This is a genomic window from Ruegeria sp. YTSC003, from assembly GCF_059609785.1.
The window spans coordinates 136,657-161,972 of the sequence record NZ_JBXWMK010000001.1; the positions used below are offsets into that span (position 1 = coordinate 136,657).

At 58.8% G+C, this 25,316-nt stretch carries 23 protein-coding genes; 7 read left to right on the forward strand and 16 right to left on the reverse strand.

Annotated features, from left to right (window positions below):
- Positions 1-126 precede the first annotated feature (126 nt).
- The 7 genes from AC2FFH_RS00715 to AC2FFH_RS00745 all read right to left on the reverse strand — a co-directional run bounded on the left by AC2FFH_RS00715 (position 127) and on the right by AC2FFH_RS00745 (position 8,059).
- On the reverse strand, positions 127-915 hold the full coding sequence (locus AC2FFH_RS00715) for a crotonase/enoyl-CoA hydratase family protein (protein ID WP_496768033.1): 789 nt from the start codon (positions 913-915) through the stop codon (positions 127-129).
- A gap of 9 nt (positions 916-924) precedes the next feature.
- On the reverse strand, positions 925-1,779 hold the full coding sequence (locus AC2FFH_RS00720; protein ID WP_496768031.1) for a hydroxymethylglutaryl-CoA lyase: 855 nt from the start codon (positions 1,777-1,779) through the stop codon (positions 925-927).
- 66 nt (positions 1,780-1,845) lie between these two features.
- Positions 1,846-3,774 carry an acetyl/propionyl/methylcrotonyl-CoA carboxylase subunit alpha gene (locus AC2FFH_RS00725; RefSeq protein ID WP_496843530.1) on the reverse strand — a complete coding sequence of 643 codons (1,929 nt, stop codon included), beginning with the start codon at positions 3,772-3,774 and terminating at the stop codon, positions 1,846-1,848.
- A gap of 3 nt (positions 3,775-3,777) precedes the next feature.
- Positions 3,778-4,203 (reverse strand): ASCH domain-containing protein, encoded by a 426-nt coding sequence (locus AC2FFH_RS00730; RefSeq protein WP_496768027.1) that lies wholly within the window; start codon positions 4,201-4,203, stop codon positions 3,778-3,780.
- Position 4,204: 1 nt separating this feature from the next.
- Positions 4,205-5,809 (reverse strand): carboxyl transferase domain-containing protein, encoded by a 1,605-nt coding sequence (locus AC2FFH_RS00735; RefSeq protein ID WP_496738001.1) that lies wholly within the window; start codon positions 5,807-5,809, stop codon positions 4,205-4,207.
- Positions 5,806-6,606, reverse strand: coding sequence for a hypothetical protein (locus AC2FFH_RS00740; RefSeq protein ID WP_496768025.1), 801 nt, complete (start codon positions 6,604-6,606; stop codon positions 5,806-5,808). The genes AC2FFH_RS00735 and AC2FFH_RS00740 overlap by 4 nt, the downstream gene beginning before the upstream one ends.
- Entirely contained in the window at positions 6,596-8,059 is a 1,464-nt protein-coding gene (locus AC2FFH_RS00745; protein WP_496778170.1) for an AMP-binding protein, read from the reverse strand. Before AC2FFH_RS00745 ends, AC2FFH_RS00740 begins: the two co-directional genes overlap by 11 nt.
- 205 nt (positions 8,060-8,264) lie before the next feature.
- Here AC2FFH_RS00745 and AC2FFH_RS00750 point away from each other — a divergent pair, with 205 nt between their 5' ends.
- The gene (locus tag AC2FFH_RS00750) at positions 8,265-8,870 is read left to right on the forward strand and encodes an OmpW/AlkL family protein (RefSeq protein WP_496768024.1); all 606 of its coding nucleotides are present in this window, start codon (positions 8,265-8,267) and stop codon (positions 8,868-8,870) included.
- A gap of 54 nt (positions 8,871-8,924) precedes the next feature.
- Here AC2FFH_RS00750 and AC2FFH_RS00755 read toward each other — a convergent pair whose 3' ends face one another.
- The 3 genes from AC2FFH_RS00755 to AC2FFH_RS00765 form a co-directional block, all read right to left on the reverse strand.
- Positions 8,925-10,088 carry an isovaleryl-CoA dehydrogenase gene (locus tag AC2FFH_RS00755; RefSeq protein ID WP_496768021.1) on the reverse strand — a complete coding sequence of 388 codons (1,164 nt, stop codon included), beginning with the start codon at positions 10,086-10,088 and terminating at the stop codon, positions 8,925-8,927.
- 156 nt (positions 10,089-10,244) lie between these two features.
- Entirely contained in the window at positions 10,245-11,435 is a 1,191-nt protein-coding gene (locus tag AC2FFH_RS00760) for a DegT/DnrJ/EryC1/StrS family aminotransferase (protein WP_496768020.1), read from the reverse strand.
- A 39-nt stretch (positions 11,436-11,474) separates the two neighbouring features.
- The gene (locus AC2FFH_RS00765; RefSeq protein WP_109310446.1) at positions 11,475-12,146 is read right to left on the reverse strand and encodes an HAD-IA family hydrolase; all 672 of its coding nucleotides are present in this window, start codon (positions 12,144-12,146) and stop codon (positions 11,475-11,477) included.
- A 133-nt stretch (positions 12,147-12,279) separates the two neighbouring features.
- On the opposite strand from AC2FFH_RS00765, the gene glmU reads away from it, so the two are divergent.
- From glmU to AC2FFH_RS00785, 4 genes are read left to right on the forward strand one after another with little or no spacing between them, the layout of a single operon-like run.
- On the forward strand, positions 12,280-13,635 hold the full coding sequence (glmU, locus tag AC2FFH_RS00770; RefSeq protein ID WP_496768018.1) for a bifunctional UDP-N-acetylglucosamine diphosphorylase/glucosamine-1-phosphate N-acetyltransferase GlmU: 1,356 nt from the start codon (positions 12,280-12,282) through the stop codon (positions 13,633-13,635).
- Between the two features lie 3 nt (positions 13,636-13,638).
- Entirely contained in the window at positions 13,639-15,462 is a 1,824-nt protein-coding gene (glmS, locus tag AC2FFH_RS00775) for a glutamine--fructose-6-phosphate transaminase (isomerizing) (protein ID WP_496843531.1), read from the forward strand.
- Between the two features lie 3 nt (positions 15,463-15,465).
- The gene (locus tag AC2FFH_RS00780; protein WP_496724457.1) at positions 15,466-16,008 is read left to right on the forward strand and encodes a pyridoxamine 5'-phosphate oxidase family protein; all 543 of its coding nucleotides are present in this window, start codon (positions 15,466-15,468) and stop codon (positions 16,006-16,008) included.
- An 8-nt stretch (positions 16,009-16,016) separates the two neighbouring features.
- Positions 16,017-16,703, forward strand: a complete 687-nt coding sequence (locus AC2FFH_RS00785; RefSeq protein WP_496768015.1) for a DNA alkylation repair protein — start codon at positions 16,017-16,019, stop codon at positions 16,701-16,703.
- Here the strand turns inward: AC2FFH_RS00785 and AC2FFH_RS00790 are convergent.
- Positions 16,691-17,107 (reverse strand): hypothetical protein, encoded by a 417-nt coding sequence (locus tag AC2FFH_RS00790; protein WP_496738010.1) that lies wholly within the window; start codon positions 17,105-17,107, stop codon positions 16,691-16,693. The genes AC2FFH_RS00785 and AC2FFH_RS00790 overlap by 13 nt on opposite strands.
- 90 nt (positions 17,108-17,197) lie before the next feature.
- On the opposite strand from AC2FFH_RS00790, the gene moaA reads away from it, so the two are divergent.
- Together moaA and AC2FFH_RS00800 are read left to right on the forward strand one after the other, a co-directional pair.
- Positions 17,198-18,205, forward strand: coding sequence for a GTP 3',8-cyclase MoaA (gene moaA / locus AC2FFH_RS00795; protein ID WP_109310462.1), 1,008 nt, complete (start codon positions 17,198-17,200; stop codon positions 18,203-18,205).
- A gap of 1 nt (position 18,206) precedes the next feature.
- Entirely contained in the window at positions 18,207-19,505 is a 1,299-nt protein-coding gene (locus AC2FFH_RS00800; RefSeq protein WP_496768013.1) for a 3-deoxy-D-manno-octulosonic acid transferase, read from the forward strand.
- 79 nt (positions 19,506-19,584) lie between these two features.
- On the opposite strand, the gene AC2FFH_RS00805 is transcribed toward AC2FFH_RS00800, so the two are convergent.
- From AC2FFH_RS00805 to AC2FFH_RS00825, 5 genes are all read right to left on the reverse strand, one after another.
- Positions 19,585-20,748 (reverse strand): M20 aminoacylase family protein, encoded by a 1,164-nt coding sequence (locus AC2FFH_RS00805; protein WP_496768011.1) that lies wholly within the window; start codon positions 20,746-20,748, stop codon positions 19,585-19,587.
- A 59-nt stretch (positions 20,749-20,807) separates the two neighbouring features.
- Positions 20,808-21,911: an MFS transporter gene (locus tag AC2FFH_RS00810; RefSeq protein WP_496843532.1), complete on the reverse strand. Its 1,104-nt coding sequence runs from the start codon at positions 21,909-21,911 to the stop codon at positions 20,808-20,810.
- A 109-nt stretch (positions 21,912-22,020) separates the two neighbouring features.
- The gene (locus tag AC2FFH_RS00815) at positions 22,021-23,298 is read right to left on the reverse strand and encodes a DUF3422 family protein (protein WP_496768006.1); all 1,278 of its coding nucleotides are present in this window, start codon (positions 23,296-23,298) and stop codon (positions 22,021-22,023) included.
- A gap of 107 nt (positions 23,299-23,405) precedes the next feature.
- Positions 23,406-23,762, reverse strand: a complete 357-nt coding sequence (locus tag AC2FFH_RS00820; protein WP_496768004.1) for a VOC family protein — start codon at positions 23,760-23,762, stop codon at positions 23,406-23,408.
- 86 nt (positions 23,763-23,848) lie between these two features.
- A complete protein-coding gene (locus tag AC2FFH_RS00825) occupies positions 23,849-25,303 on the reverse strand; it encodes an NAD(P)(+) transhydrogenase (Re/Si-specific) subunit beta (protein WP_108862192.1) in 1,455 nt (484 codons plus the stop codon).
- Positions 25,304-25,316 lie beyond the last annotated feature (13 nt).

Here is a 25,316-nt window from a genome sequence, read left to right on the forward strand (position 1 = left end):
CATTCTCTATCCCTGCGGGGTCAGAGGGTCAACCGAACACAAACGCACAGGGGGTTAATATTCGACTTATCGAAGCTCTGTCACGGAAGGCCACCCACACAATCGCGTCCACTTCACAAGTGGCGCCTAAACCTTACTAATCCATGCAGGTTTTCTTTTTTCAAAGAATGCGCCGATTCCCTCCTTGGCCTCTTCGGTTTCCCACCTGTCAACCAGCTCGCGGATCGTGTGGTCGATCACGGCATCGTCAATGCGCGGCCCCAGCTGGCGAACCAATTGCTTGGCCGATGCCACCGCGCCGGGTGCACAGGTAAGATAGGGCAGGACTTCGGCCTCAACCGCATCATTCAGATCGGCAGCGGGCACAATTCTGGCCAGCAGGCCCAGCTCTACAGCTTCTGCGGCTTCGAAGACCCGGGCCGACATGAACACGCGCCGCGCGCGGGCTTCGCCCATGCGGGCGATGACATAGGGGCCAATCGTGGCCGGGATCAGCCCCAGCTTGGTCTCTGTCAGCCCCATTTTGACCGTTTCCACTCCGATCGCTACGTCACAAACCGACGCCAATCCCACACCGCCGCCAAAGGCATTGCCGTGGATCGCGCCGATTAGCGGTTTGGGCAACGTGTTCAGCGCCTGCAACATTTCGGCCAGCTTACGCGCCTCGACAAACCGGGTCTCGGATTCTGCCGCCATCTGAGATTGCATCCACCCAAGATCACCGCCAGCACAAAAGCTTTTGCCCGCACCGGTCAGTACAACAACACGCACGGCGTCGTCGGTTCCAAGCTGGTGCGCGGCTTGCGTAAGATCGGTGATCATCTGGGCCGACATGGCGTTGTGCTTGTCGGCACGGTTCAGGGTCAGAGTGGCCACACCACGCGCGTCCGTGGTCACCGCAATCGTTTCAAACATGTCTGCTCCTTACTGGGATCGCATGGCGCGTGCCATCTGCGCGGCCTCTTCGATGACCGCAAGGTCGAGGCCAGTCTGATATCCAAGCCGCTCCAAATGAGCCACAACAGCTTCGGTGGCGACGTTTCCGGCAGCGCCCGGCGCGTAAGGACACCCACCCAAACCTCCAACGGCGCTGTCGAACACCCGAACGCCCAGCGCCAGCGCAGCGTCGATATTGTCGATGGCCCGTCCGTTGGTGTCGTGGAAATGCCCCGCCAGCCGCGTCATCGGAACGCGTTCGCGCACGGCCAGCAGCATATGGGCAATGGTGTCGGGCGTGCCCTGCCCGATCGTGTCCCCCAGCGATACTTCGTAACATCCCAACGAGAACAGCCGGTCCGCAACTTCAGCCACTTTCTCAGGCGGCGTTGGTCCGTCATAGGGGCAATCAGTCACGCAGGACACATACCCACGTACCGGCAGGTCGATGTGGCGCGCAGCTTCAAGAATCGGGGCAAAGCGGTCGATGGATTCTTCAATAGTCGCGTTGATATTGGCTTTTGAGAACCCTTCCGAAGCCGAAGCGAATACCGCGATCTCATCCGCCTTTGCGGCCAAAGCGTCTTCGTATCCCTGCATATTTGGTGTCAGCGCTCCATACCGGACGCCGTCGGCCCGTTTGATCCCGGCCAACACGTCCGCGCTGCCCGCCATTTGCGGCACCCATTTTGGCGAGACAAAACTGGCCACTTCGATGCGGTTGAAACCAGCCTTGCTCAGGCAATCGACCAGCGCCACTTTTTCCGCCACGGCAATTTCGCGCTTTTCGTTTTGCAGACCGTCGCGCGGACCCACTTCGAAGATTTCGACCCGTTCACCCATTGCTGTGTCCTTCTCTGATTGCCGCATTCGATCCGATTGTGCCACGTTGTTCGAAAAGGGGACAGTTCATTCCTCCTCCAGCCGGACCAACGCGGCCCCAGCCTCGACCTGCGCCCCGGCATCCGCCAGCACTTCGGCAACGATACCGTCACGGGCGGCCAGCAGGGAATGTTCCATTTTCATGGCCTCAAGGATTGCCAGCCGGTCGCCTTCCTGCACGGCTTGACCCACCTGCGCAAAGACTGCTTTGACCAGACCCGGCATCGGGGCCTCAATCACATTGGTGTCGCCAGCGGCATCAGCATCGCGGTCCAATGGATCAACAATTTCCAGGACTTGACCATAGTTTTCAAAAACTGTGATCTGCGAACCCGAGACAGACACGCGCGGCATAGGGGCTCCGCCGATCATCCAACCGCCCGGACCGCGCTGGGCAAGGATCGTGTGTTCTCCGACCTGCCAGACCTGACGGTTCTGACCTTCTACCTGAACGTCCAGATCAATATCATCACCTGCCCGCAACTGGACCGCGCGATGCAATGGGGCCCATAGCGAAAACCCGGTTTCCTCATCGGTATCCACCAGCTCCAAAGCTGTCATCGCGGCCGCGACGATCGAAGACGCCGGGATCGGCACTGCACCGGCCAGCGCGTCCAGATCGCGACCAATCAGGCCAGTATCAACATCACCGGCCGCAAAGCCAGGATGCCGTGTCAGTGCGCCCAGAAAGCCAAGGTTCGTGACCGTCCCAGCAACCTCGGTGCCTTTAAGGGCGCGGTGCAGCTGTTCCAATGCGACAGCGCGTGTGGGGCCGTGCACGATCACCTTCGCGATCATCGGATCGTACCAGGGGCTGATTGTGTCACCCGCGCGCACGCCGCTATCGGCGCGGCATGCTGCCGGGAAGCGCAGATGGGTCAGTGTACCGGTCGCCGGCAGAAAGCCCTTTGGCACGTCCTCAGCGTACAGCCGTGCCTCGAATGCGTGGCCCAGGATCGACAGGTCACTCTGTTTCTTAGGCAAGCTCTCGCCCGCTGCAACACGCAACTGCCATTCGACGAGGTCGACGCCGGTGATCGCCTCGGTCACCGGGTGTTCAACCTGCAAACGCGTGTTCATCTCCATGAACCAGAACCGGTCCGGACGCAGCCCGTCCGAGGCATCCACGATGAATTCAACCGTCCCCGCGCCTTTGTAACCGATGGCCTCGGCGGCACGCACGCCCGCCTGGCCCATCGCGTCGCGCATCTCAACGGTCATGCCCGGGGCCGGCGCTTCTTCAATCACTTTCTGGTGCCGCCGTTGCAGCGAGCAGTCGCGTTCAAACAGATGCACCGCATGGGTACCGTCGCCAAACACCTGAACCTCGATATGGCGGGGCTTGGAGACGAATTTCTCGACCAGAACAGCATCATTGCCAAAGGCGGTGCGGGCCTCACCCCGGGCGCTGTCCAATGCCTCGGTAAAATCTGCGGGCCGCTCGACCAGCCGCATACCTTTGCCACCGCCACCCGCGACGGCCTTGATCAGGACCGGATAGCCAATCGTGTCGGCCGCACCCGCCAGATGCTCGGGGTCCTGATTGTCGCCGTGATACCCCGGAACAACCGGCACGCCCGCCTGCTCCATCAATACCTTGGCCGCGTCTTTGAGACCCATCTTGCGGATCGCATCCGCCGAAGGGCCAATGAAGGTCAGGCCAGCCGCCGCGACCGCATCCACGAAATCGGGGTTTTCCGAGAGAAATCCATAACCCGGATGGATCGCCTGCGCCCCGGTATCGAGCGCGGCTTGAATGATCACGTCGCCCTTGAGATAGCTCTCAGCCGGCGCCGCACCACCAATATGAACAGCCTCGTCCGCCATCTGCACATGCCTGGCCGACGCATCGGCATCAGAATACACAGACACGCAAGTTACGCCCATTTTCTGAGCGGTTTCCATCACCCGGCAAGCAATCTCGCCCCGGTTGGCAATCAGGATTTTATTGAACATAGTTTAGCCCTTATCCACCAGGTCTTCGATCAGGCGGAACCGTTCGCAAAGCAATTCCATCTCGGGATCAAACCCGCCGTTACGCTCAAAGTAACGCCGGTGATCCTCGCGCCACCCGTCTAACGTTTCGTTTTCACCTTCGGCCAAGGCGAAGTCTTCGGTCATGTCGCAATAGCGGCAGATCGAAACCTCGATCGTCTCAATCACCAACGCTGGGCGATCATCCCATTCAAGAGCAATGTCGCGCCGCCCAACAACCGGGGTATCAAGGCTGCCTTCGGGATAATCGCGCAGAGCGCCGCAGGTTGCCGTTTTTTGCCCTGCCCGAACCAGCGCTAAAAGCTCGGCACTCAGGATTGCACTGTCGCCGAATTTGAACGTCTGTGCATCGGGGTAACGCGCTTTTATTATTTCCAGGTCGGTGCTCATCTTACATCCTGAACACGCCAAAGCGTGTCTCCTCAATCGGCGCATTCAGTGCCGCGTTCAACGACAAGGCCAGCACGTCCCGGCTTTTGCGCGGGTCGATAATTCCGTCGTCCCACAGTCGAGCCGAGGCATAGAGCGGGTGGGATTGTTCTTCGAACATCTCCAGCGTGGGGCGCTTGAATTCGGCCTCTTCTTCCGCCGACCAAGTTCCGCCCTGACGTTCAATCCCGTCGCGTTTTACAGTGGCCAGAACACCTGCCGCCTGCTCTCCACCCATCACGGAAATGCGCGAGTTTGGCCATGTCCACAGGAACCGCGGTTGGTAGGCGCGGCCTGACATGCCGTAATTCCCTGCTCCGAACGAGCCACCCACGAGCATCGTAATTTTGGGCACATTGGTCGTCGCGACCGCAGTCACCATCTTGGCCCCGTGCCGCGCAATACCTTCGTTTTCGTATTTGCGACCCACCATGAATCCGGTGATGTTCTGTAGGAATACCAACGGGATTTTGCGCTGCGAACACAGCTCGACAAAATGCGCGCCCTTCTGTGCGGCCTCGGAAAACAGCACGCCGTTATTGGCGATGATCCCGACCGGGCAGCCTTTGACATGAGCGAAACCGGTCACCAGCGTTTCACCAAAGCGCGGCTTGAATTCGTCAAAGCGCGAGCCATCGACCAACCGCGCGATCACCTCGCGAATGTCATAGGGCGTGCGCAGATCGGCGGGGACGACGCCCAGAATTTCTTCGGGGTCATAGGCCGGATCCTCGGGGTTGGCCCAATCCACCGTCTGTGGCTTGCGCCGGTTCAGCGATCCGACAGCCCGCCGCGCCAAAGCCAGCGCGTGGGCGTCATCCTCGGCCAGATAATCAGCCACCCCGGACAGGCGCGTATGGACATCTCCGCCCCCCAGATCTTCGGCGCTGACCACCTCACCCGTCGCGGCCTTAACCAAAGGTGGTCCGGCCAAAAAGATGGTGCCCTGTTCCCGGACAATTATCGTTACATCCGACATCGCGGGCACATAAGCTCCACCTGCCGTACACGACCCCATCACCACAGCGATTTGCGGGATGCCCTTCGCGCTCATCCGCGCCTGATTATAGAAGATGCGGCCAAAGTGATCGCGATCGGGGAACACCTCATCCTGATTGGGCAGGTTCGCGCCGCCACTGTCGACCAGATAAATGCACGGCAGTTGGTTTTCTTCAGCAATCTCTTGCGCGCGCAGGTGCTTTTTGACTGACATCGGATAATAGGTGCCGCCCTTCACGGTGGCATCGTTGCACACCACCATGACCTCTTGCCCCTGCACCCGGCCAATCCCTGCAATGACCCCGGCACAGGGCGCAGCGTCGCCATACATCCCGTGCGCCGCCGTCGCGCCGATCTCAAGGAACGGCGACCCCGGGTCCAGCAAGTTCGCCACCCTACGCCGCGGCAGCATCTTGCCCCGCGATTCATGCCGTGCGCGGGATTTCTCGCCTCCGCCCATGCGTGCGACGTCGGCGGCGTCGGCGATTTGCGCCAACGCGTCGAGATGAGCCGCGCGGTTTTGTTGAAAACCTTGAGACGAAGGCAGAGCAGCAGATTGCAGCTTCATTCAGAGTACTCTCTTATCAAGTCGCGAAATGGATTCTCACCCGAGCCAAGTTCCTGCAAAAGCTCGCCATAGCCTCGGGATACGTTTTGAGGGCAGACAGCGTTCAGCTTTTCGATCTCTGGATCCTCAGAAATCGTGTCAACGCCCATCAGCGGGTAAATCAGGTAATAGTCGAACGGCAGCATCTCAGCAGCACGTTCAATAGAGGCTTGCGCACTTGCCTGGTCACCGCGACACAAATAGGCAAGCGCAAGAGTATGGAACGCACTTTCCAGCCCCTCAAAGTCGCTCTCGACTTCGTACTGATGCACCGCGAGGTTAAGCCGCCCGATGACCTGGGCATCAAAGAATGCATCGTCTCCGCGGGCCTCCGGCAGGAACATCGAGACGTATGCGAGGTATTCATCATGCCAACCGTCGGTCTGCATTTCGGTACTGAATACATCTTTAAGCAACCGGATTTCCGGTTCGTATTTCAAGGTGTTATCTGACTGCGCAACCGCGTCCAAATAGTTGTCATAAAATGCAATTTTGCGTTTGTTGCCGCCTTCAAGACCGGAAATTCTATCGCTGATCAGCTTGAGTTCTGAGATGGCCTCGTCCGGATAGCCATAATAAACCAGAAGGTCAGCCAGTTGCAGTTGCTCAAGTATGACAACCTTGTTTTCGACCGCGTTATCGATCGTGTCCTGCATCCAGTTTTCGAAATACGCCTTGCCTGCCCATACAGCGCCAATGACCGCAATTGCGGTGGCGCTAAATTCAATTCCCGTTCTGACGCTGGATTTATCCGGCATGACATTCCTCCTCAGACGCGCGACGTTTCAATTCCTTTCGGATTACTTTTCCGGTCACGGTCAAAGGCAACTCTTGCACAAAAGCCACTTCACGAGGGTAAGAATAATGCGCAAGGCGAGATTTAACCCAGTCTTGCAACTCTCGTTCCTCAGCCTCAGCATTCGGTTTCAACACCACATATGCCTTGACGATCTCGGTCCGCAGCTTGTCAGGTTTTCCGACCACACCGACCGTCGCCACCGCCGGGTGGGTCAGCAGGCAATCCTCGATCTCTGCCGGGCCGATACGATAACCGGACGAGGTGATGACATCATCGTCGCGCCCTACGAAACGCAGGTACTCACCCTCCCAAACGCCACGGTCGCCGGTGATCAGCCAGTCGCCACGAAACTTCTCAGCCGTTGCCTCGGGTCGGTTCCAATATTCCAAAAGCATTGAGGCCGAGCCTCGCCGGATGGCCACGTCACCCTCATCAGCGGTCCGGTTACCGTCCTCGTCGATCACCGCAATTTCGTGGCCCGGGACCGGTTTGCCTATGCAGCCGGGCCGCACCGGGAAGTCATCTGAGCAGGAAGAGACAACCATGTTGCATTCGGTCTGCCCGTAGAATTCGTTGATCGTCAGACCAAACGCCTGTTGCCCCCAGGCTAACATCTCGGCCCCCAGCGGCTCCCCTCCCGACGCTACAGAGCGTAGCCCGGAAATCGCCTGATCTGAGGCCTTGAGCATCCGAAGGGCCGTTGGGGGAAAGAACACGTTCCGCACACTGCCGCGCGCGATCACATTGGTGCAGGCTTCGGGGGTGAACTTGTCCAGCCGGGCCGCCACAACCGGAACGCCCAGCGCAAGACCAGGCATCAGCACATCGAACAACCCACCGATCCAGGCCCAATCGGCCGGTGTCCAGAGGCAGTCGCCCTCTTGCAGGTTGTTATGGCTAATCGAAACCCCCGGCAGGTGGCCGGTCAGCACCCGGTGGCCATGCAACGCGCCTTTCGGGCTGCCCGTGGTCCCGGACGTGTAGATCAACACCGCCGGATCCTCTGGCCCGGTGTCGGCAAAAGGCACAACGCCCCCGTCTTCACCAATCTGGTCCGCCATGAGCGGTTCTGCCAAGTTGCCTACCAGCGTCGCGCCGTCCGGGTCGGTCAGCACAACCTGCGCCCCGGCATCACCCACTCGGGATCGCAAAGCATCCTGCTTGAACAGTTTGAACAAGGGAACCGAGATGGCGCCGATCTTCCAGATCGCCAGATGCGCCGCCGCACACCACGGTGACTGGCTGAGCAGCACGCCCACGCGATCCCCCGGCTGCACTTTCTTCGACAGTGCGCGCGCGATGCCGTCTGTCATTTCAGCAAGCTGCCCGTAGGTGACGCGCCGCTCTTCGATTCCGGTCAAGTCGATCACTGCAACCTGATCCGGTGCGTGATCAAGACACTGGCGCGCCATGTTCAAACGAGATGGCACGTCCCAGCCCCCCGCTGAACGCAAACCCGGTATGCGATTAGCTTCTGGCACGCTGCAATTCCCTTATTTTCAAGGGCCTTACCGGAGAAGCCTCCGATGACCCCGTCACACAAACTTGATGCAGATCAGAGTGCGCGGACCGCGCGGCTGTCAATTCGATCTCATCAACTGAACCAAAGGCAAGACCATGACCAACAAACTCGCCGCTTTGACACTTTCCACCGCGCTGGTGGCGCTTGCCGCCCCCGCCTTTGCCCAATCGCAGGGGGATTGGACCGTCGGTGTCGGTGTCGGTTACCTCAACCCCAAATCCGACAATGGCACGTTGGCCGGACAAAAGGCCGAGATCGACTCGGACACCCGCCCGATCTTCACCGCCGAGTATTTCATCCGTGACAATCTGGGCATCGAACTGCTGGCCGCGACACCGTTCAAGCACACTGTGACCTTGGGCGGAAGCGCCGAGGCCGGAACCGTCAAGCACCTGCCGCCCACCTTGTCGCTGAACTATCACTTCCCGACCAACAGCGCATGGAAGCCCTATGTCGGCGCCGGTCTGAACTACACCATCTTCTTCGACGAGAAATCCGCACTGGGCGATCTGAAGGTTGATGACTCTTTCGGTGTCTCGCTGCAGGCCGGTCTGGACTACATGGTCTCGGACAATGGTGCTGTCCGTCTGAACGTACGTTGGTTTGATATCGATACTGACGTCAAACTGAACGGAACCAAGATCGGCAAAGCCGATATCGATCCCTTCCTTGTCGGTGTATCCTACGTTCATAAGTTCTGATCCTTACAAGGAAAGCGCTTCGCAGTTCCCTCGTCTGCGAAGCGTTTTCTTCTCTCAGCGCATCTCGTTCATCAGTTCACGCCCGATCAACATCCGGCGGATTTCGCTGGTGCCCGCGCCAATCTCCATCAGCTTTGCGTCGCGGAAGATTCGGCTGACCGCCGAGTCGGACAGAAAGCCCGCCCCGCCCATCGCCTGAACGGCCTGGTGCGCCTGCGACATGCCCTGTTCTGAAGCATAAAGACAGCACGCCGCCGCATCCTGACGGGTTACATCCCCCCGGTCACAAGCCTTGGCAACCTCATAGACATAGGCCCGCGCCGAGTTCATCGCGGTGTACATATCGGCGATCTTGCCCTGCATCAGTTGAAAGCTGCCGATCGGTTTGCCGAACTGCTTACGCTCGGCCAAGTAGGGCATGATCTCATCCAGACAGGCCGCCATGATGCCGGTCCCGATCCCGGCCAGAACCACACGTTCGTAGTCCAGCCCGGACATCAAAACCGCAACGCCTTTGCCCTCTTCGCCCAAAACGTTTTCGAACGGCACCTCGACATCTTCAAAGATCAGCTCGGCCGTGTTCGACCCGCGCATCCCCAGCTTGTCGAAATGAGGCGAGGTCGAGAAGCCCTTCATCTCTTTTTCAATCAGAAACGCGGTGATGCCCTTCGATCCGGCCTCCGGGTTGGTCTTGGCATATACGACCAGCGTATCCGCGTCCGGCCCGTTGGTGATCCAGTATTTGTTGCCGTTCAACCGGTAGTGATCATTGCGTTTTTCAGCACGCAACTTCATCGACACAACGTCGGATCCGGCGGAAGCCTCGGACATGGCCAACGCACCAACATGTTCGCCCGAGATCAGGCGCGGCAGGTATTTCGCCTTTTGCTCGTCACTACCGTTCAGCTTGATCTGATTGACGCACAGGTTCGAATGCGCGCCGTAAGACAGAGAGACCGAGGCTGACGCACGCGCAACCTCTTCCACCGCAACGGTGTGGGCCAGATAGGACATCCCTGCCCCACCGTATTCCTCGGACACAGTGATGCCGAGCAAACCCAGATCGCCCATCTCTTTCCAAAGCTCGTTTGGAAATGCGTTCGCGGCATCGATGTCAGCCGCCATCGGCTTGACCCGCTCCTGCGCCCAACGGTGCACCATTTCGCGCAGGGCATTCACGTCCTCGCCCAGATCAAATTGCATGGCCGCCGTGAACATAAGCGATCTCCTCTTTCGCATTAATGAACAGTTGTTCAATAAATAGCAGCGAATCTGAATTGGGTCAACGACGGCGTCCCAAAAACAAACCGCCGCCCTGATCGGGGCGGCGGTTTCATACAAATAAAGCGTGCGCGTCGCGCGCACTCGATTGGATTACGACTGAAAGACAGCGCTGACTTCGGACCGAATAATCCGTGCGATCAGCACACAATCCTCAAGCGAAAAGGTCAGCGGAACACGCATGTCGACGATCCCGGCGAGGATTCGATCACTTTTGGGCATAGGCGCGCTGTCGGCATATCGCCAGCTGTCATAGCGCGACGTAAAACCGCTCGGCTCAGCCCCGCCGAACCACTTAAGTTCGACCCCGCGTGCCGCGCATCGCTGGATAACCTCGTTTACCCGCTCTGCCGACCAATCGAGCAGCAGGAACTGGATCGAGGAACCGACAAACGTCTCGGCCTCTGGCCGGTCAACAACGCTCAGACCCGGCGTATCGCGCAGGCCTTTTTCGATTTCAAAATAGCGCTCGTTCCAGCGTTCGATCTGCCGATCCAGATCGCGCAATTGCGGGCGAAGGATTGCGGCCCGCAGATTGTCCATCCGACCCGAGACATTCGGGGTGTGATATTTGATCCGCTCGAACACCTCGGGGTCTGGTGCCGCCAAGTGCCGTTCGTAGAGCATATATGACCCTGATAACATCGTCGCCTTCGCCGCCAGCTCCTCGTCATCGGTGACCAGCAATCCGCCCTCGCCCGAGTTGACGTGTTTGTAAGTCTGGCAGGAATAGCAGCCAATCGCGCCTTGCCGGCCCGAAACCTGCCCACGCCATGCAGCGCCCATTGTGTGGGCGCAATCCTCGATCACCGTGACACCTGCGGCATCGCACATCTGCATCAGCCGATCCATGTCACACAGATGGCCACGCATATGGCTCAGCATCAAAACGCGGGCCTGATCCAGTTTGGTTTCGAGATCGTCCAGATCAATCGTAAGGTCTTCGGTCACGCCCACAAAAACCGGGCGCGCACTGACCGAAGCAATAGATCCGGGCACAGGTGCCAGAGTGAACGTGTTCGTCAGCACCGGGTCCCCCGGTTTGACCCCCACGGCCCGCAGCGCCGTTGCCATCGCATAGCCGCCCGAGGACACGGCCAGACAGTATTTGGCACCTGTCTGGCCGGCAAATTCCTGTTCCAGCAAGGCGGTTTCGCCCAATTCGCCAGGTACGACGTTATAACGATGCAGACGCCCGTGGCGCAGTACGGCCAGAGCGGCCTCAACCGCCTCTTCTGGGATGGGTTCCTGCTGGGTGAAACTGCCAGTGAATATCTCGGTCATAAGAGTGTTCTGGTCCTGCAAAACGTTCGGGTCAAGGGATTACGCGGCCAAGCCAATCAACTCTGCAACCAATTCTGGCAAATCATGGAAATGGTGCAGCAGAGCTTCGGGTTCCAGCGCGGCCATATCATCGCCGGACGGGCCGAAGGTAACCAATACCGACGGCACACCCGCGGCACGGGCCGTGTTTCGGTCAGTGTCGGAATCGCCTATCAGAACACATAAATCAGGATGACCACCCGCCCGGCGTGCAGCTTCGCGCAACGGCTCCGGATCAGGCTTGCGCACCGACAGCGTGTCTGCACCAACTAAAGAGGCAAACAGGTCACGCACTCCCATCTGCGTGAGCAACTGATGGGCCAAGGCTTCAGGCTTATTGGTACAGATGCCAACCCCGTAACCTGCGGACTTCAACTTTTCCACTGCGTCCAGCGCGCCAGGGTAGAAATGGGTATGCGTGTCGATATCGTCGGAATACGCTTCAAGCAGCATCGGGTAGTAGTCTTGAACCGTTGCATCGTCATAAGCGCCCACCCGTTTCAACCCATGGGTCAGCATCATTCGGCCACCGCGCAGCGCAACGCCCGCATCTTCGCCGTGAACCAACACATCCCCATGCCCCATATGCCGAAAACAGTGGTTGGCGGCGGCCAGCAAATCGCCCGATGTATCGGCCAAGGTCCCGTCCAGATCGAAGATAACCGTACGCATTTTGCCCCCTAATTCGGCGAGACTTCGCCATAAGTGTTGCAAACGGCAATCTTGTTTGATGCCCGAACCGCTTGCGACTTTGAACTCAGCGGATAAAACGGGCCGCAACAAAACACAAAGAGAAATCGTTTTTATGACCATCGCCCTTGTTATCCTTGCCGCCGGAAAAGGCACCAGGATGAATTCGGATACCCCGAAAGTTTTGCACCCGATTGCCCAAACGCCGATGTTGGTGCACGCGATGCGCGCCGGTGCGGTGCTGTCACCCGAACGAACCGTTATTGTCACTGGTCACGGCTCTGAGGAGGTTGCTAGGACCGCCACTTCCGAGGATGAAGCCGCGCAGATTGTCGTTCAGAAAGAACAGCTTGGAACAGCGCATGCAGTTGCGCAGGCGCGGGATGCACTGGCCGATTTCGATGGCGATGTGATCATCCTTTACGGCGACACGCCCTTTATCGACCCCAGAACACTGGAGCGTATGATTGAGGCGCGCGCATCCTTTGATCTGGTCATGCTGGGCTTTGATATTGCCGAAGTTCAGCCCCGCTATGGCCGATTAATCATGGATGGCGAAAAACTGGTCGAAATCGTCGAGTACAAAGACGCAACCGAAGAACAGCGCACCATACGCTTTACCAACAGTGGATTACTGGCCTGCAACGCAAAAGTACTGTTCGAATTGATTGACGCGGTCGGCAACGATAACGCCTCGGGTGAATACTACCTGACCGAAATCGTGGCACTGGCAAATGCGCGCGGTCTGTCGGCAACTGCCATCAAATGCGATGAGGCTGAAACGCTGGGCGTGGACTCTCGTGCTGATCTGGCTGCGGCCGATGCCGAGTTTCAGACCCGTGCGCGCAATGAGTTGTTGGCTTTGGGCGTGACGCTGATGGCCCCCGAAACGGTTTATCTGTCCGCTGACACGATCGTAGGTCGAGACACGGTGATCGAACCCAACGTCGTCTTCGGCCCCGGCGTTACCGTCGAAAGCGGCGCGACGATCCGTGCATTCTCACATCTGGAAGGCTGCCATGTTAGCCGCGGCGCCATCGTCGGCCCCTACGCGCGCCTGCGCCCAGGTACAGAACTGGCCGAAAACACCCGTATCGGCAATTTCGTTGAGACAAAGAATGCCCAGATCGCTGAAGGCGCTAAGGTCAACCACCTCAGCTATGTCGGCGACGCCTCTGTTGGAGCGTCGACCAATATCGGCGCGGGGACGATCACCTGTAACTATGACGGCGTGATGAAGCACCAGACGACCATCGGAGAGAACGTCTTTATCGGCTCCAACACTATGCTAGTTGCCCCCGTTTCTGTCGGTGACGGCGCGATGACCGCAACAGGTACAGTCGTCACGCGGGATGTAGAACCCGACGCGCTGGCCGTGGCACGTGCCAAGCAGGACAACAAGCCCGGCTATGCGCGCAAATTGATTGAGATGTTGAAGGCGAAGAAGGCTCGCCGCAACAAGGGAGCCTGAGTTATGTGTGGAATTGTAGGTGTACTGGGTGAGCATGAGGCCGCGCCAACTTTGGTCGAGGCGCTAAAACGTCTTGAATATCGTGGCTATGACAGCGCCGGAATTGCCACGGTCAATGGTGGTACGCTTGGACGTCGTCGGGCGGTCGGCAAGCTGGTCAACCTAAGCGATCTGCTGGTGCACGACCCGCTGCCCGGTAAATCCGGTATTGGTCATACCCGTTGGGCTACCCATGGCGTACCGTCGGTGACCAACGCGCACCCGCATCAGGCCGGCCCTGTGGCGGTTGTTCATAATGGTATCGTCGAAAACTATCGTGAGTTGCGGGCAGAACTGGCCGAACATGGCATCGGTTTCGCGACCGAGACGGACACCGAAACCGTCGCCCTGATGACGGAGTATTACCTGAAGATAGGCCTGTCGCCGGTTGAGGCCGCCTTCAAGACCATCGATCAGCTCGTTGGTGCGTTTGCGCTGGCCTTTCTGTTCGACGGTCAGGACGATCTGATCGTCGCCGCGCGCAAGGGATCACCTTTGGCTATCGGTCACGGAGATGGTGAGATGTACGTGGGCTCAGACGCCATTGCGCTGGCCCCGCTTACGGATCGCATCACCTATCTTGAGGATGGCGACCGGGCTGTTCTGACCCGAACCTCTCTGGAAATCCGCAACGAAGCCGGTGAATTGGCTAATCGCGAGACTCGCCAGATCAAACTGGACCACACACAGACCGAAAAGAACGGCCATAAACACTTCATGGCCAAGGAAATTGCCGAACAACCCATCGTGATTGCCGACGCGATCCGGTCATACCTGCCAAGTGGTGGTGATCAGGTAGTTCTGCCTGGCGCCGATCTGGATTTCACCAAACTGGATCGTTTGACCATGGTGGCCTGCGGTACCGCATTTTACGCCTGCCTGACGGCGAAGTACTGGTTCGAGCAATTGGCCCAAATGCCCGTCGAGGTCGATATCGCCAGCGAGTTCCGCTATCGCGAACCTCCGATCACGGGGCGCACGATGGCGCTGTTCGTCAGTCAGTCGGGTGAAACTGCCGACACTCTGGCGGCACTGCGCTATTGCGAAGGCAAGGCGGACAAAATCGTCTCGGTCGTCAACGTCCCCGAAAGTTCGATCGCCCGCGAAAGCGATATCGCCCTGCCCATCCATGCAGGCGTTGAGATCGGCGTGGCTTCGACCAAGGCGTTCACGTGTCAACTGAGCGTTCTGCTGATGATGGCGCTCAAGGCGGCTGCGGATCGTGGTACGCTGACCGACGACGAGCTGGCCGACCACTATGCTGCGCTACGCGGCCTGCCAACGGTGATGAATGCAGCGCTGGATCAGAATCCGGCCATCAAGACGTCCGCACAACGCCTGTCCGAAGCCCGCGACGTTCTGTTCCTGGGTCGCGGCCTGATGTATCCGCTGGCGATGGAGGGGGCGCTGAAGCTCAAGGAAATCAGCTATATCCACGCCGAAGGTTATGCTTCGGGTGAGCTGAAGCACGGACCGATCGCCCTGATCGACAAGAATATGCCTGTGGTGGTCATGGCCCCGCGCGACGCCGTGTTCGACAAAACGGTGTCGAACATGCAAGAGGTGATGGCGCGCAAGGGCAAGGTCATTCTGGTCTCGGACGATGACGGGATTGCCGAGGCTGAAGATGGCGTCTGGAGCATCATCCGGATGCCGCATGTCCACCCCAGCCTGGCGCCGATCCTCTACTCGGTCCCGGCGCAACTGCTGGCCTATCACACGGCGGTGGCCAAAGGCACGGATGTAGACCAGCCGCGCAACCTGGCAAAATCGGTTACAGTGGAGTGAGACATGGCCAAGCAATTTCCGGAACTGGACGACGGGCAGCGTAAATTCATCGAAGAACAGCACATGTTCTTCGTCGGCACTGCGGCACCCAACGGACGGGTCAACATCTCGCCCAAGGGCATGGATTCGCTGCGCGTTCTTGGCCCGAACCGGATTGCCTGGATGAACCTGACCGGCAGCGGCAACGAAACCGCCGGTCATCTGCTTGAAGCGAACCGCATGACGCTGATGTGGTGTTCGTTCACAACCCGCCCCATGATCCTGAGAACGTATGGCACCGCGCGCACGCTGCATGTGGGGGATGAGGGCTGGGATGAATTGGCTGGCCTGTTCCCCGATCACCGTAGTGCGCGTCAGATCTATGATCTGGATATCGATGTGGTCCAGACTTCGTGCGGCTATGCCGTGCCGTTCATGGAATATCAGTCCGAACGCGACACGATGCAGAAATGGGTCGATGGCAAGTCCGACGAGCAGATCCAATCCTACTGGGTTGAAAAGAACCATCAAACCATTGATGGCAAACCCACGCGCACCCGACCCTGAGTTTATTGATGATTGAAGCCTATCTGGACCAGATCAAAGCCCATTCCGATCCCGAGCGCGCCGAACAAATGGCGGCCTACCACAAGGCCGACCGCCCCCATCTGGGCGTGGCAAACCCGATCCTGAATGATCTGACCAAAACCTGGCGACAGGAGTTGGATTTGGCAGCGCGCGTCGAACTCGCAGATGCGCTGTGGCAAACCAATATTCACGAAGGACGTCTTGCCGCCGCAAAACTGCTGACACAGGCGCGCATCCGACCGGATGATACCGTTTGGGACCTGCTGCAAAGCTGGTTGCCGGATTTTGATGCCTGGGCCGTGGCGGATCACGCCTGCATGGCGATGCAAAAGCGCCTGTCAGCCGACCCTTCGCGGCTGGATCAGGTGGAAAGCTGGACAAAATCGGACCACATGTGGACCAGGCGCGCGGCGCTGGTGGCGACCCTGCCCTGGACCAAACAGAACCACCCCAAACCGGAAGACCTGCAACGCCGAGACCGCATTCTGGGCTGGGCTGCAGGCTATGTGCCCGACCGCGACTGGTTCATCCAAAAAGCCGTCGCTTGGTGGCTGCGCGAATTGTCCAAGCACGACCCGGACCGGGTCATCGCCTTTTTGAAAACACGCGGCGACGCGATGAAGCCATTTGCGCGAAAAGAGGCCGGCAAGTATTTGAAAGGTCAGTTGGAATAAACTTCCAGCTCAACCAGTTCATCAAATGGCAGCAGCAGGGCCCGCATCGCATCCAGCGAAAGGCGGCTGCCGCCCCCGGTTGGCCCGGATGCCGGAATCAGCGTGATATAGGCCTGCGCGCCCGTCCGCGGTACAACCACGCGCCCGGTGAATTCAGTCTCCACTAAAGACGTTTCCAGCCAACGGCCGGGTGTTGTGGGGTCTCCCAGACCGGCAATCGTGGTTTTTGGACCAACCCAACCAGTGGCGGCTACCGCGACAGGCTGCGGCTCGACCACCTCTTCTACAACGGCGGGTTCTGCCTCTTCAGGGGGCTTGTCACCACCAAAGACACGATCGGTGGTCGACCGCACGGTGTCACATCCCGCTACCAGAACACAAAAAGCCAAAAGCGCATATCTCATGACGCAAACCTAACCCCCTGCGTGCATCTGTTCCAGCGCAAAGCGCAGTTCGCCCTTGTCGGAGGGCGGTTGCAGCTTTACCTATGTCGCATGACAGCTCCGCTTATCGACCCGTTCGCACGTGCCATCACCTATCTCCGCGTTTCCGTTACGGATCGCTGCGATTTCCGCTGTGTCTATTGCATGTCCGAGGACATGACCTTTCTGCCAAAGAAAGACCTGCTGACACTGGAAGAACTTGACCGCATGTGCTCGACCTTTGTGAACATGGGCGTGGAAAAGCTGCGCATTACTGGCGGCGAGCCACTGGTGCGCCGCAATATCATGACGTTTTTCAATTCGATGACCCGTCATCTAGACAGCGGCGCCCTGAAAGAGCTGACGCTGACCACCAATGGCTCGCAACTGCACAGATTTGCCGATGATCTCTACGCTGCCGGTGTTCGTCGCGTGAACGTATCGCTGGATACGCTGGACGAAGACAAATTTGCCAAGGTCACCCGTTGGGGACGCCTCAAGCAGGTGCTGAACGGGATCGACGCCGCGCAGAAAGCGGGTCTGCGGGTAAAGATCAATGCGGTCGCCTTGAAAGGGTTCAATGAACCCGAATTGCCAAAGATCACCGAATGGTGTGCCGAGCGTGACATGGATCTGACCTGGATTGAGGTCATGCCCATGGGTGATATAGGAAACGAAGACCGCCTGGACCAATACTGGTCTCTCGAAGATGTGCGCAAGGAATATGAAAACCACTATTCCGTGACGGATCTGGCCGAACGTACCGGTGGACCTGCGCGTTATGTACGGCTTGAGGATACGGGCCAGAAAATCGGCTTTATCACACCGCTGTCGCATAACTTCTGCGAAAGCTGCAACCGCGTGCGCCTGACCTGCACCGGTGAGCTGTACATGTGCCTTGGGCAAGAGGATATGGCCGACCTGCGCGCGCCGCTGCGCGATCATCCCGACAGTGATAAATCATTGGAAGAGGCAATCAGGTCCGCGATCACCCTCAAGCCCAAAGGGCATGATTTCGACTATTCCCGTCAGGCGGTCGACGGCCAGATGAGCCGCCACATGAGCCACACGGGCGGCTAAAGTGCCAAACAACCCCGACCAGCCAACGCTGCTGTACAAGCTGTATTGCGGCCTGACTTCCGTTGCCGCCCCGCTGGCATGGCGCACGGTTCGCAACAAGCTGCGGGCGGCGGGCGTTCCGGAAACGCGCCAGCAGGAACGCCTTGGCCACGCCACGCAAACCCGCCCGGATGGGCAGCTGATCTGGTTCCACGCCGCCAGCGTTGGCGAAACTCTGTCGGTCATCAGTCTCATCAAGCGTCTGGGCGAACGCCTGCCCAAGGCTGAGTTTCTGATTACCTCCGGAACCCCAACTTCGGCCGCGCTGATCGAAAAACGAATGCCACCGCGCGCACGCCACCAATACCCACCACTGGACACAGCCGGACCGGTGAAGCGGTTTTTGGATCACTGGCACCCGGACGCCGGTGTCTTCGTCGAAAGTGAAATCTGGCCGCGCCTAATTGTCGAAGCATCCCGGCGCGAGGTTCCGCTGGCGCTGCTCAACGCGCGCCTTTCGGATCGCTCGGTCGATGGGTGGAAGAAGCGACCCCAAACCGCGCGATTTATTCTGGACCATTTTACACTGTTCCTAACCCAGAATGACAAGACGGCAGCAAATCTAGTCGACATGGGCGCACGCTCCGATCGGGTACAGCCCGGCACCAACCTCAAGGCGATGTCGGACCCGCTGCCGGTCGATCAGACAACGCTGGGCGATATCCGCGCTCAGATCGCCGACCGCCCGGTCTGGATCGCCAGTTCGACCCATGCAGGTGAGGAGGAAACGGTTCTGGACGCGCATGCCAAGCTGTTGCAGCGCTGGCCCGATCTGCTGCTCCTGCTGATCCCCCGGCATCCCGAACGACGGTCAGAGGTTGCAAGTCTGCTGGAGTCCGCCGGACAGTCCGCTGCTTTCCGAACCAAGGGCAACAAGATCGCGCCTCAGACTCAAGTTTACGTCGCTGACACACTGGGCGAAACCGGCACATGGTACGCATTGTGCCCTATTGTGTTCCTGGGCGGCTCGCTCAAGGAAATCGGCGGTCACAACCCGTTTGAGCCCGCACAGGCCGGTGCCGCTGTGATCACTGGTCCGGGGTACTTCAATTTTTCTGAAACCTTCGCGCCACTAATCGAAAGCGGTGGCGCGGCCGAGGTCAACTCCGCCCCGCAACTCGCGGATGCCGTTGCAAATTTGTTGTCAGACGACACCGCGCTGGACAAAGCGCAGGCTGGTGCGAAATCCTGCGTAAATCTCCAGAAATCCGCGTTGGACGATGTGATCAACACCTTGTGCGAGACACTCAACCTCGCCTGACGCAGTAAGGGTCCACCTTCAAGCCAAAAATAACCCGGTGAGCGCGAGGGGCTGGTCCCTCGCGCTCACCACCTCTTTATCAGGCCGCGGGCATCCGTTGTTCCACGATCCCGGCCCACCAACTGCATCCAGCCGGAATAGCTTCGTCGTTAAAATTGTATTCAGGATGATGCACAGCAGCTGTGTCGCCGTTGCCAACCAGGATGTACGCTCCGGGCCGTTCTTCCAGCATAAAGGCAAAATCCTCACCGCCCATGATCAAGGGCGCTTCGTCACAGTTTCCAGACACCGAGCGCGCGACATCCGCGGCAAAATCGGTCTGCTCGTCGCTGTTCACCATCACCGGATAGCCTCGATAATAGGTCACCTCGGCCTGACCACCAAAAGTGGTGGCGATACCTGCGCAGATTTCCTGAACGCGCTTTTCAGCCAAGTCGCGCATTTCCTTGCTCATCGTGCGCACGGTCCCTTTGATCTTCACCGATTGGGGGATCACATTGAACGCGTTTGACGATGTCTCAAACGACGTGACCGAGACCACAAGACGATCAATCGGGTCAGCATTGCGCGATGCAATGGTCTGCAGCGCCAAGACAGCCTGAGCCGCCATCACAGTGGTGTCGACCGTTTCATGAGGCTTGGCGGCGTGCCCGCCTTTGCCTTCGAAAGTGATGTCGAACTGATCTGTAGCCGCAAAAAAGGCCCCAGGCCGAATGGCGAAACTGCCCACCGGGCGGCCGGGCCAATTGTGCATGCCGTAGACCTCTTGAATGCCCCAGCGGTCCATCATGCCGTCTTCGCACATCTCGCGCCCGCCACCGCCGCCTTCTTCAGCGGGCTGGAAGATCACAACCACGGTGCCGTCAAAATTGCGCGTCTCGGACAGGTATTTCGCGGCCCCCAACAGCATGGCCGTATGCCCGTCATGCCCACAGGCATGCATCGCGCCATCGGTTTTTGAGGCATAGTCCAGCCCGGTCGCCTCGTGGATCGGCAGCGCATCCATATCCGCCCGTAGCCCGATCACCTTGCCGCTTGTGTCCGTCTTGCCCTTGATCACGCCGACAACTCCGGTTCGGCCGATACCTGTCACCACTTCATCACAGCCAAAGTCCCGCAACCTGTCGGTGACCAGGGCACTGGTGCGGTGGGTTTCAAACAGGATTTCCGGGTTTTCATGAATATCGCGTCGCCACTCGGTGATTTCACCCTGCAACTCGGCGAACCGGTTTTTGATCGGCATGTTGGTCTCCTAACTGTTGGTTTTCCGGCCTGCTGCTCTGCTATGGCTCCGCCATGACTTCAATCTGTTTCGGCGGGTCGCAACGAACCCGCCAACAGGACAATGAATACGGCCAGCGGCAACAGCGCCGTGAATGCTATGCGCAATGTAAGCATCTCTGCGAGAAACCCAATAAGCGGTGGGCCAATCAACAGGCCTCCGTACCCCAGCGTGGCGACGCTGGCGATCGCCTGCCCCGGCGGTACGCTGGGATCACTTGCCGCCCGGCTGAACGCCAACGGCATGATCACCGCGTACCCGATCCCCATCATCGCAAAACCTACCAATGCCAACCCTGCCTCGGCAGCGGACACAACACAGAACACACCCAAAGCGGCGCAAGCCCCGCCAAATCGCGCTGTCACGACCGGTCCAAAGCGCGCAATGACAAACCCGCCTGCCAAGCGGAAAGCAACCATGGCCACGGAGAATACCGCATAACCCAGGGCCGCAATGCTTTCGGCGGCGTCGGTCACATCCCGTAGGAAAATCGCACTCCAATCCGCCACAGCACCTTCCCCCAAAGCTCCGCACAAAGCGGTGAAGCCCACAAGGATCAATACGCCTGAAGGTAATGCAAAAACCTTGCCTCCGGACACAGCCGCGCGGCGCGATTCCCACCGCACCCAAGCCAGTGCCAATGCCAGCCCAACGACGATCCCGCCTGCCAGTAGAAAATGTTGGATCACCGTCAGCCCCACTTGCACCGCAGCAAATCCGCTGAGGGCGCCCAACCCTGCCCCAAGGCTCCACATCGCGTGGAAGGATGACATCACGGGTTTCGTGTACGCCTGCTCAACCTCCGCCGCCCAGGCGTTCATCGCTACATCCATCGAGCCATGGAAAGCCCCGAATACAAATAAAAAAGCCGCAAGCGACCAGAAGCCACCCGCGAGGGCCAGAAGGATCAAGGAAACCGTGTAAAAAACGGCAATGTACCGCGTCAGGACCACCGCTCCGAACCTGTCGGTCAGCCGGCCCGTGATCGGAAAAGAACACACAGCGCCCGCCGCCATGAACAAAAGGCCATATCCCAGCGTCTCATGCGTCAGGTCCAGTTTGTCCCGAACCGCTGGAATTCGCGATGCCCAGATGCCGAACAATGCGCCATTCAATATGAACATGGCGGCCACTGCCCGCCACGCCGACACGATTCCAATCACAGAGAATTCCCCGACCCAGGTGTCAAACGCGTTTGTTGTACAGCGCGCGGGTCCAAAGGCAAATACGGATCTACCCCAACCGCTTTCGAATCCTGCGAACGGCAAACCATACCGCCAGGACAACCGGAATCGTCACCGCTGCGCTTAACATCCCTTTACTGATCCCGACACCTGTCAGGGGGTAGAGCAGATAGCTGACCAGCGATACGGCGTAATAGCTGATCGCGACCACGGAAAGCCCCTCGACCGTGTGCTGCAGACGCAGCGCCAGATCGGCGCGGCGATCCATGCTTTCCAACAGGGCCTGGTTCTGCGCGCTGCGCTCAACATCGACACGGGTTCGCAGCAATTCCCCTGCACGGATGGCCCGATCAGACAGGGCTTGCAGGCGACGTTCCGTGGATTTCACCGTGCGGATCGCCGGGTCGTATCGGCGCATCATGAAGTCCGCAAAATTCTGACCGCCTTCAAAACGCTCTTCGCGCAGGACCTCAATCCGCTGATTTACGATGGCCTCATAGGCACCCGTGGCTCCGAACCGAAACGAACACTGCGCGGCCAGAGTTTCCAGTTCGATCGAGGTCGACAGCAAATCCTGAAGCAATTCGTCGGGCTGGGCAGAATTGTCGGTCATCTGCCCCATCAGTCGAGTCAGCTTTTCATCCAGCTTTCCGATGCGAGGCATCAGTTGTTTGACCCGCGCAAAACCCAGCATGGACATTGCCTTGTAGGTCTCGATCTCACACAACCGCTGGACGATCCGTCCCGTCCTGCGCCGACCGGTGCCATTCGCGACAAACAGCGCAAACCGCATGTGCCCTGCCGGATCGATACGAAAATCACTTGCGCAAACAGCTGCGTCATCCAGCACCCGAGCAACAGCCAGGCTTTCTGGTTCGAACCAATCCAGCAGCTTGGATTTGATCACCTCGTCGCCTTCGCGTTCGACAACACGCACCATGGCCGACGTGACCCTCTGACCGGGGCTGGCCATCAACCAGTCGGGGGGAAAAACCTCAAAATCAGCCGGGTTGAACGCACGCTCGCTGACGTTCTGGGCGATGGCCGTATAGGTCACGAACTCGGTATGTTGTTCCCACTTCAACCAATGGCGGCCGATTTGTCCGGCATAGTGCGTGGCGTCCGGCTGCGGATGCTGTGCACCGTGGCGGTCGAGAAGATCGATCAGGTGGTCCAGATCTTCGCGGCGATCCCGTGCGACGGCGGCGACAGATTTCTTGATCGCAAGAAAGACCACAGTACAGGGCATTGCCGCCACCGGAAACGGACGGGCGTGCAATTCATTGGCCAGCGCATAGCGCAGCGGATGGTCATCTATCGGCGTCATCTTGGGCTCCGTTTCGTCCGAGGCACTATACGACACCTATAAAATTCATCAATTCTCTTTTTATTTCATATACTTACAAGGATACTACGGTATACAAACCCGCTATCTCATTGATTTGGCTGCCACAGCTCGATCGGGTTGCCCTCAGGGTCATGGATGCGCGCGAACTTGCCAACCTCACTGTCCCACTCTGCGTTAGTTTCAACCTTGATCCCTGCGGCTTCAAGCTGTGCAATCATGGTGGCCAGATCATCGACACGAAAATTGATCATCCACTGCTGCTCGGATCTTCCGAAGTACGCGGTGTCCTGCGCAAAGGGGGCGAAGACTGTGTAACCCTCGCGCTGTTTCCATGGCTCTGGGACATAGTGATTTACGCCCAGGTGCTTTTCGTACCACGCGCTCAAGGCCTCGGGATCACGAGCGCGAAAGAACACGCCGCCTATGCCGTTCACTTTTTCCATCGGGCACCTCCTTTTCAATTCAGGATACACCAAAAACAGAAAAGGCGCCCACTGGGGCGCCTTTCCGATAGTTATCCTGACCCGGCTTATTCGATCATAGGCAGTAGTTTGTCGAGGCTTGCCTTTGCATCGCCATAGAACATGCGGGTGTTTTCTTTGAAGAACAGCGGGTTTTCGATGCCCGAGTACCCGGTGCCCTGGCCGCGTTTGGACACGAAGACCTGCTTGGCCTTCCAGCATTCCAGAACCGGCATGCCGGCGATGGGGCTGTTCGGGTCTTCCTGCGCCGCTGGGTTCACGATGTCGTTCGAGCCGATGACGATGGCCACATCCGTTTCGGGGAAGTCGTCGTTGATCTCGTCCATTTCCAGCACGATGTCGTATGGCACCTTTGCCTCGGCCAGCAGCACGTTCATGTGGCCAGGCAGACGACCCGCAACCGGGTGGATCGCAAAGCGCACATTCTTGCCCTGTGCCCGCAGCTTGCGGACCAGTTCGCTGACCGATTGCTGTGCCTGCGCCACCGCCATGCCGTAGCCGGGGATGATGACAACGCTGTCAGCGTCGTTCAAGGCCGCAGCCACACCGTCGGCTTCGATGGCGATCTGCTCGCCCTCAACCGCCATCTGTTCACCCTGTGGGCCGCCAAAGCCGCCCAGGATCACACTGACAAAGTGACGGTTCATCGCCTTGCACATGATGTAGGACAGGATCGCACCCGACGAGCCCACCAGCGCGCCAACCACGATCAGCAGGTCGTTGCCGAGGCTGAAGCCGATTGCCGCAGCTGCCCAGCCCGAGTAGCTGTTCAGCATCGACACAACCACCGGCATGTCGGCGCCGCCGATGCCCATGATCAGGTGATAGCCGATGAACAGCGCTGCCAGCGTCATCAGGAACAGCGGGAAGAAGCCGCCCGATGCAGTGTACCAGATCAGACAGATCAACGAGAGACCCGCCGCTGCCGCGTTCAACGCATGACCGCCTGGCAGCTTGGTTGCCGCAGACGTCACCTTGCCCGCCAGCTTGCCATAAGCCACGACCGAGCCGGTAAAGGTGATCGCACCGATGAAGACGCCCAGGAACAGTTCGACATGCAGGATCGACAATTCCGCCGGGGTTTTCTTGGCGATCAGTTTGGCAAATCCTCCGAGACCCGTGTACAGAACTTCTTTCGATGCATCCGAGACCGCCATCACCTCGGCGACGTTCAGAACTTCAAAATGCGCGTTGTATCCGACGAACACAGCCGCCAGACCGACCAGCGAGTGCATCGCGGCCACCAGCTGCGGCATCTCGGTCATCTGCACGCGCTGTGCGACGTACTGACCGATCAGACCACCGCCCGCGATCAACAGCAGCGACAGCAGCCACAGACCGGAACCGGGGCCGACCAGCGTGGCGAAGACCGCCAGCGCCATACCGACGATGCCATACCAGACCGCGCGCTTGGCGCTTTCCTGGTTCGACAGGCCGCCGAGCGAAAGGATGAACAGAACAGCCGCAACAACGTAGGCGGCAGTAGTGAAGCCAAATTCCATGTGCCCGGCCTCC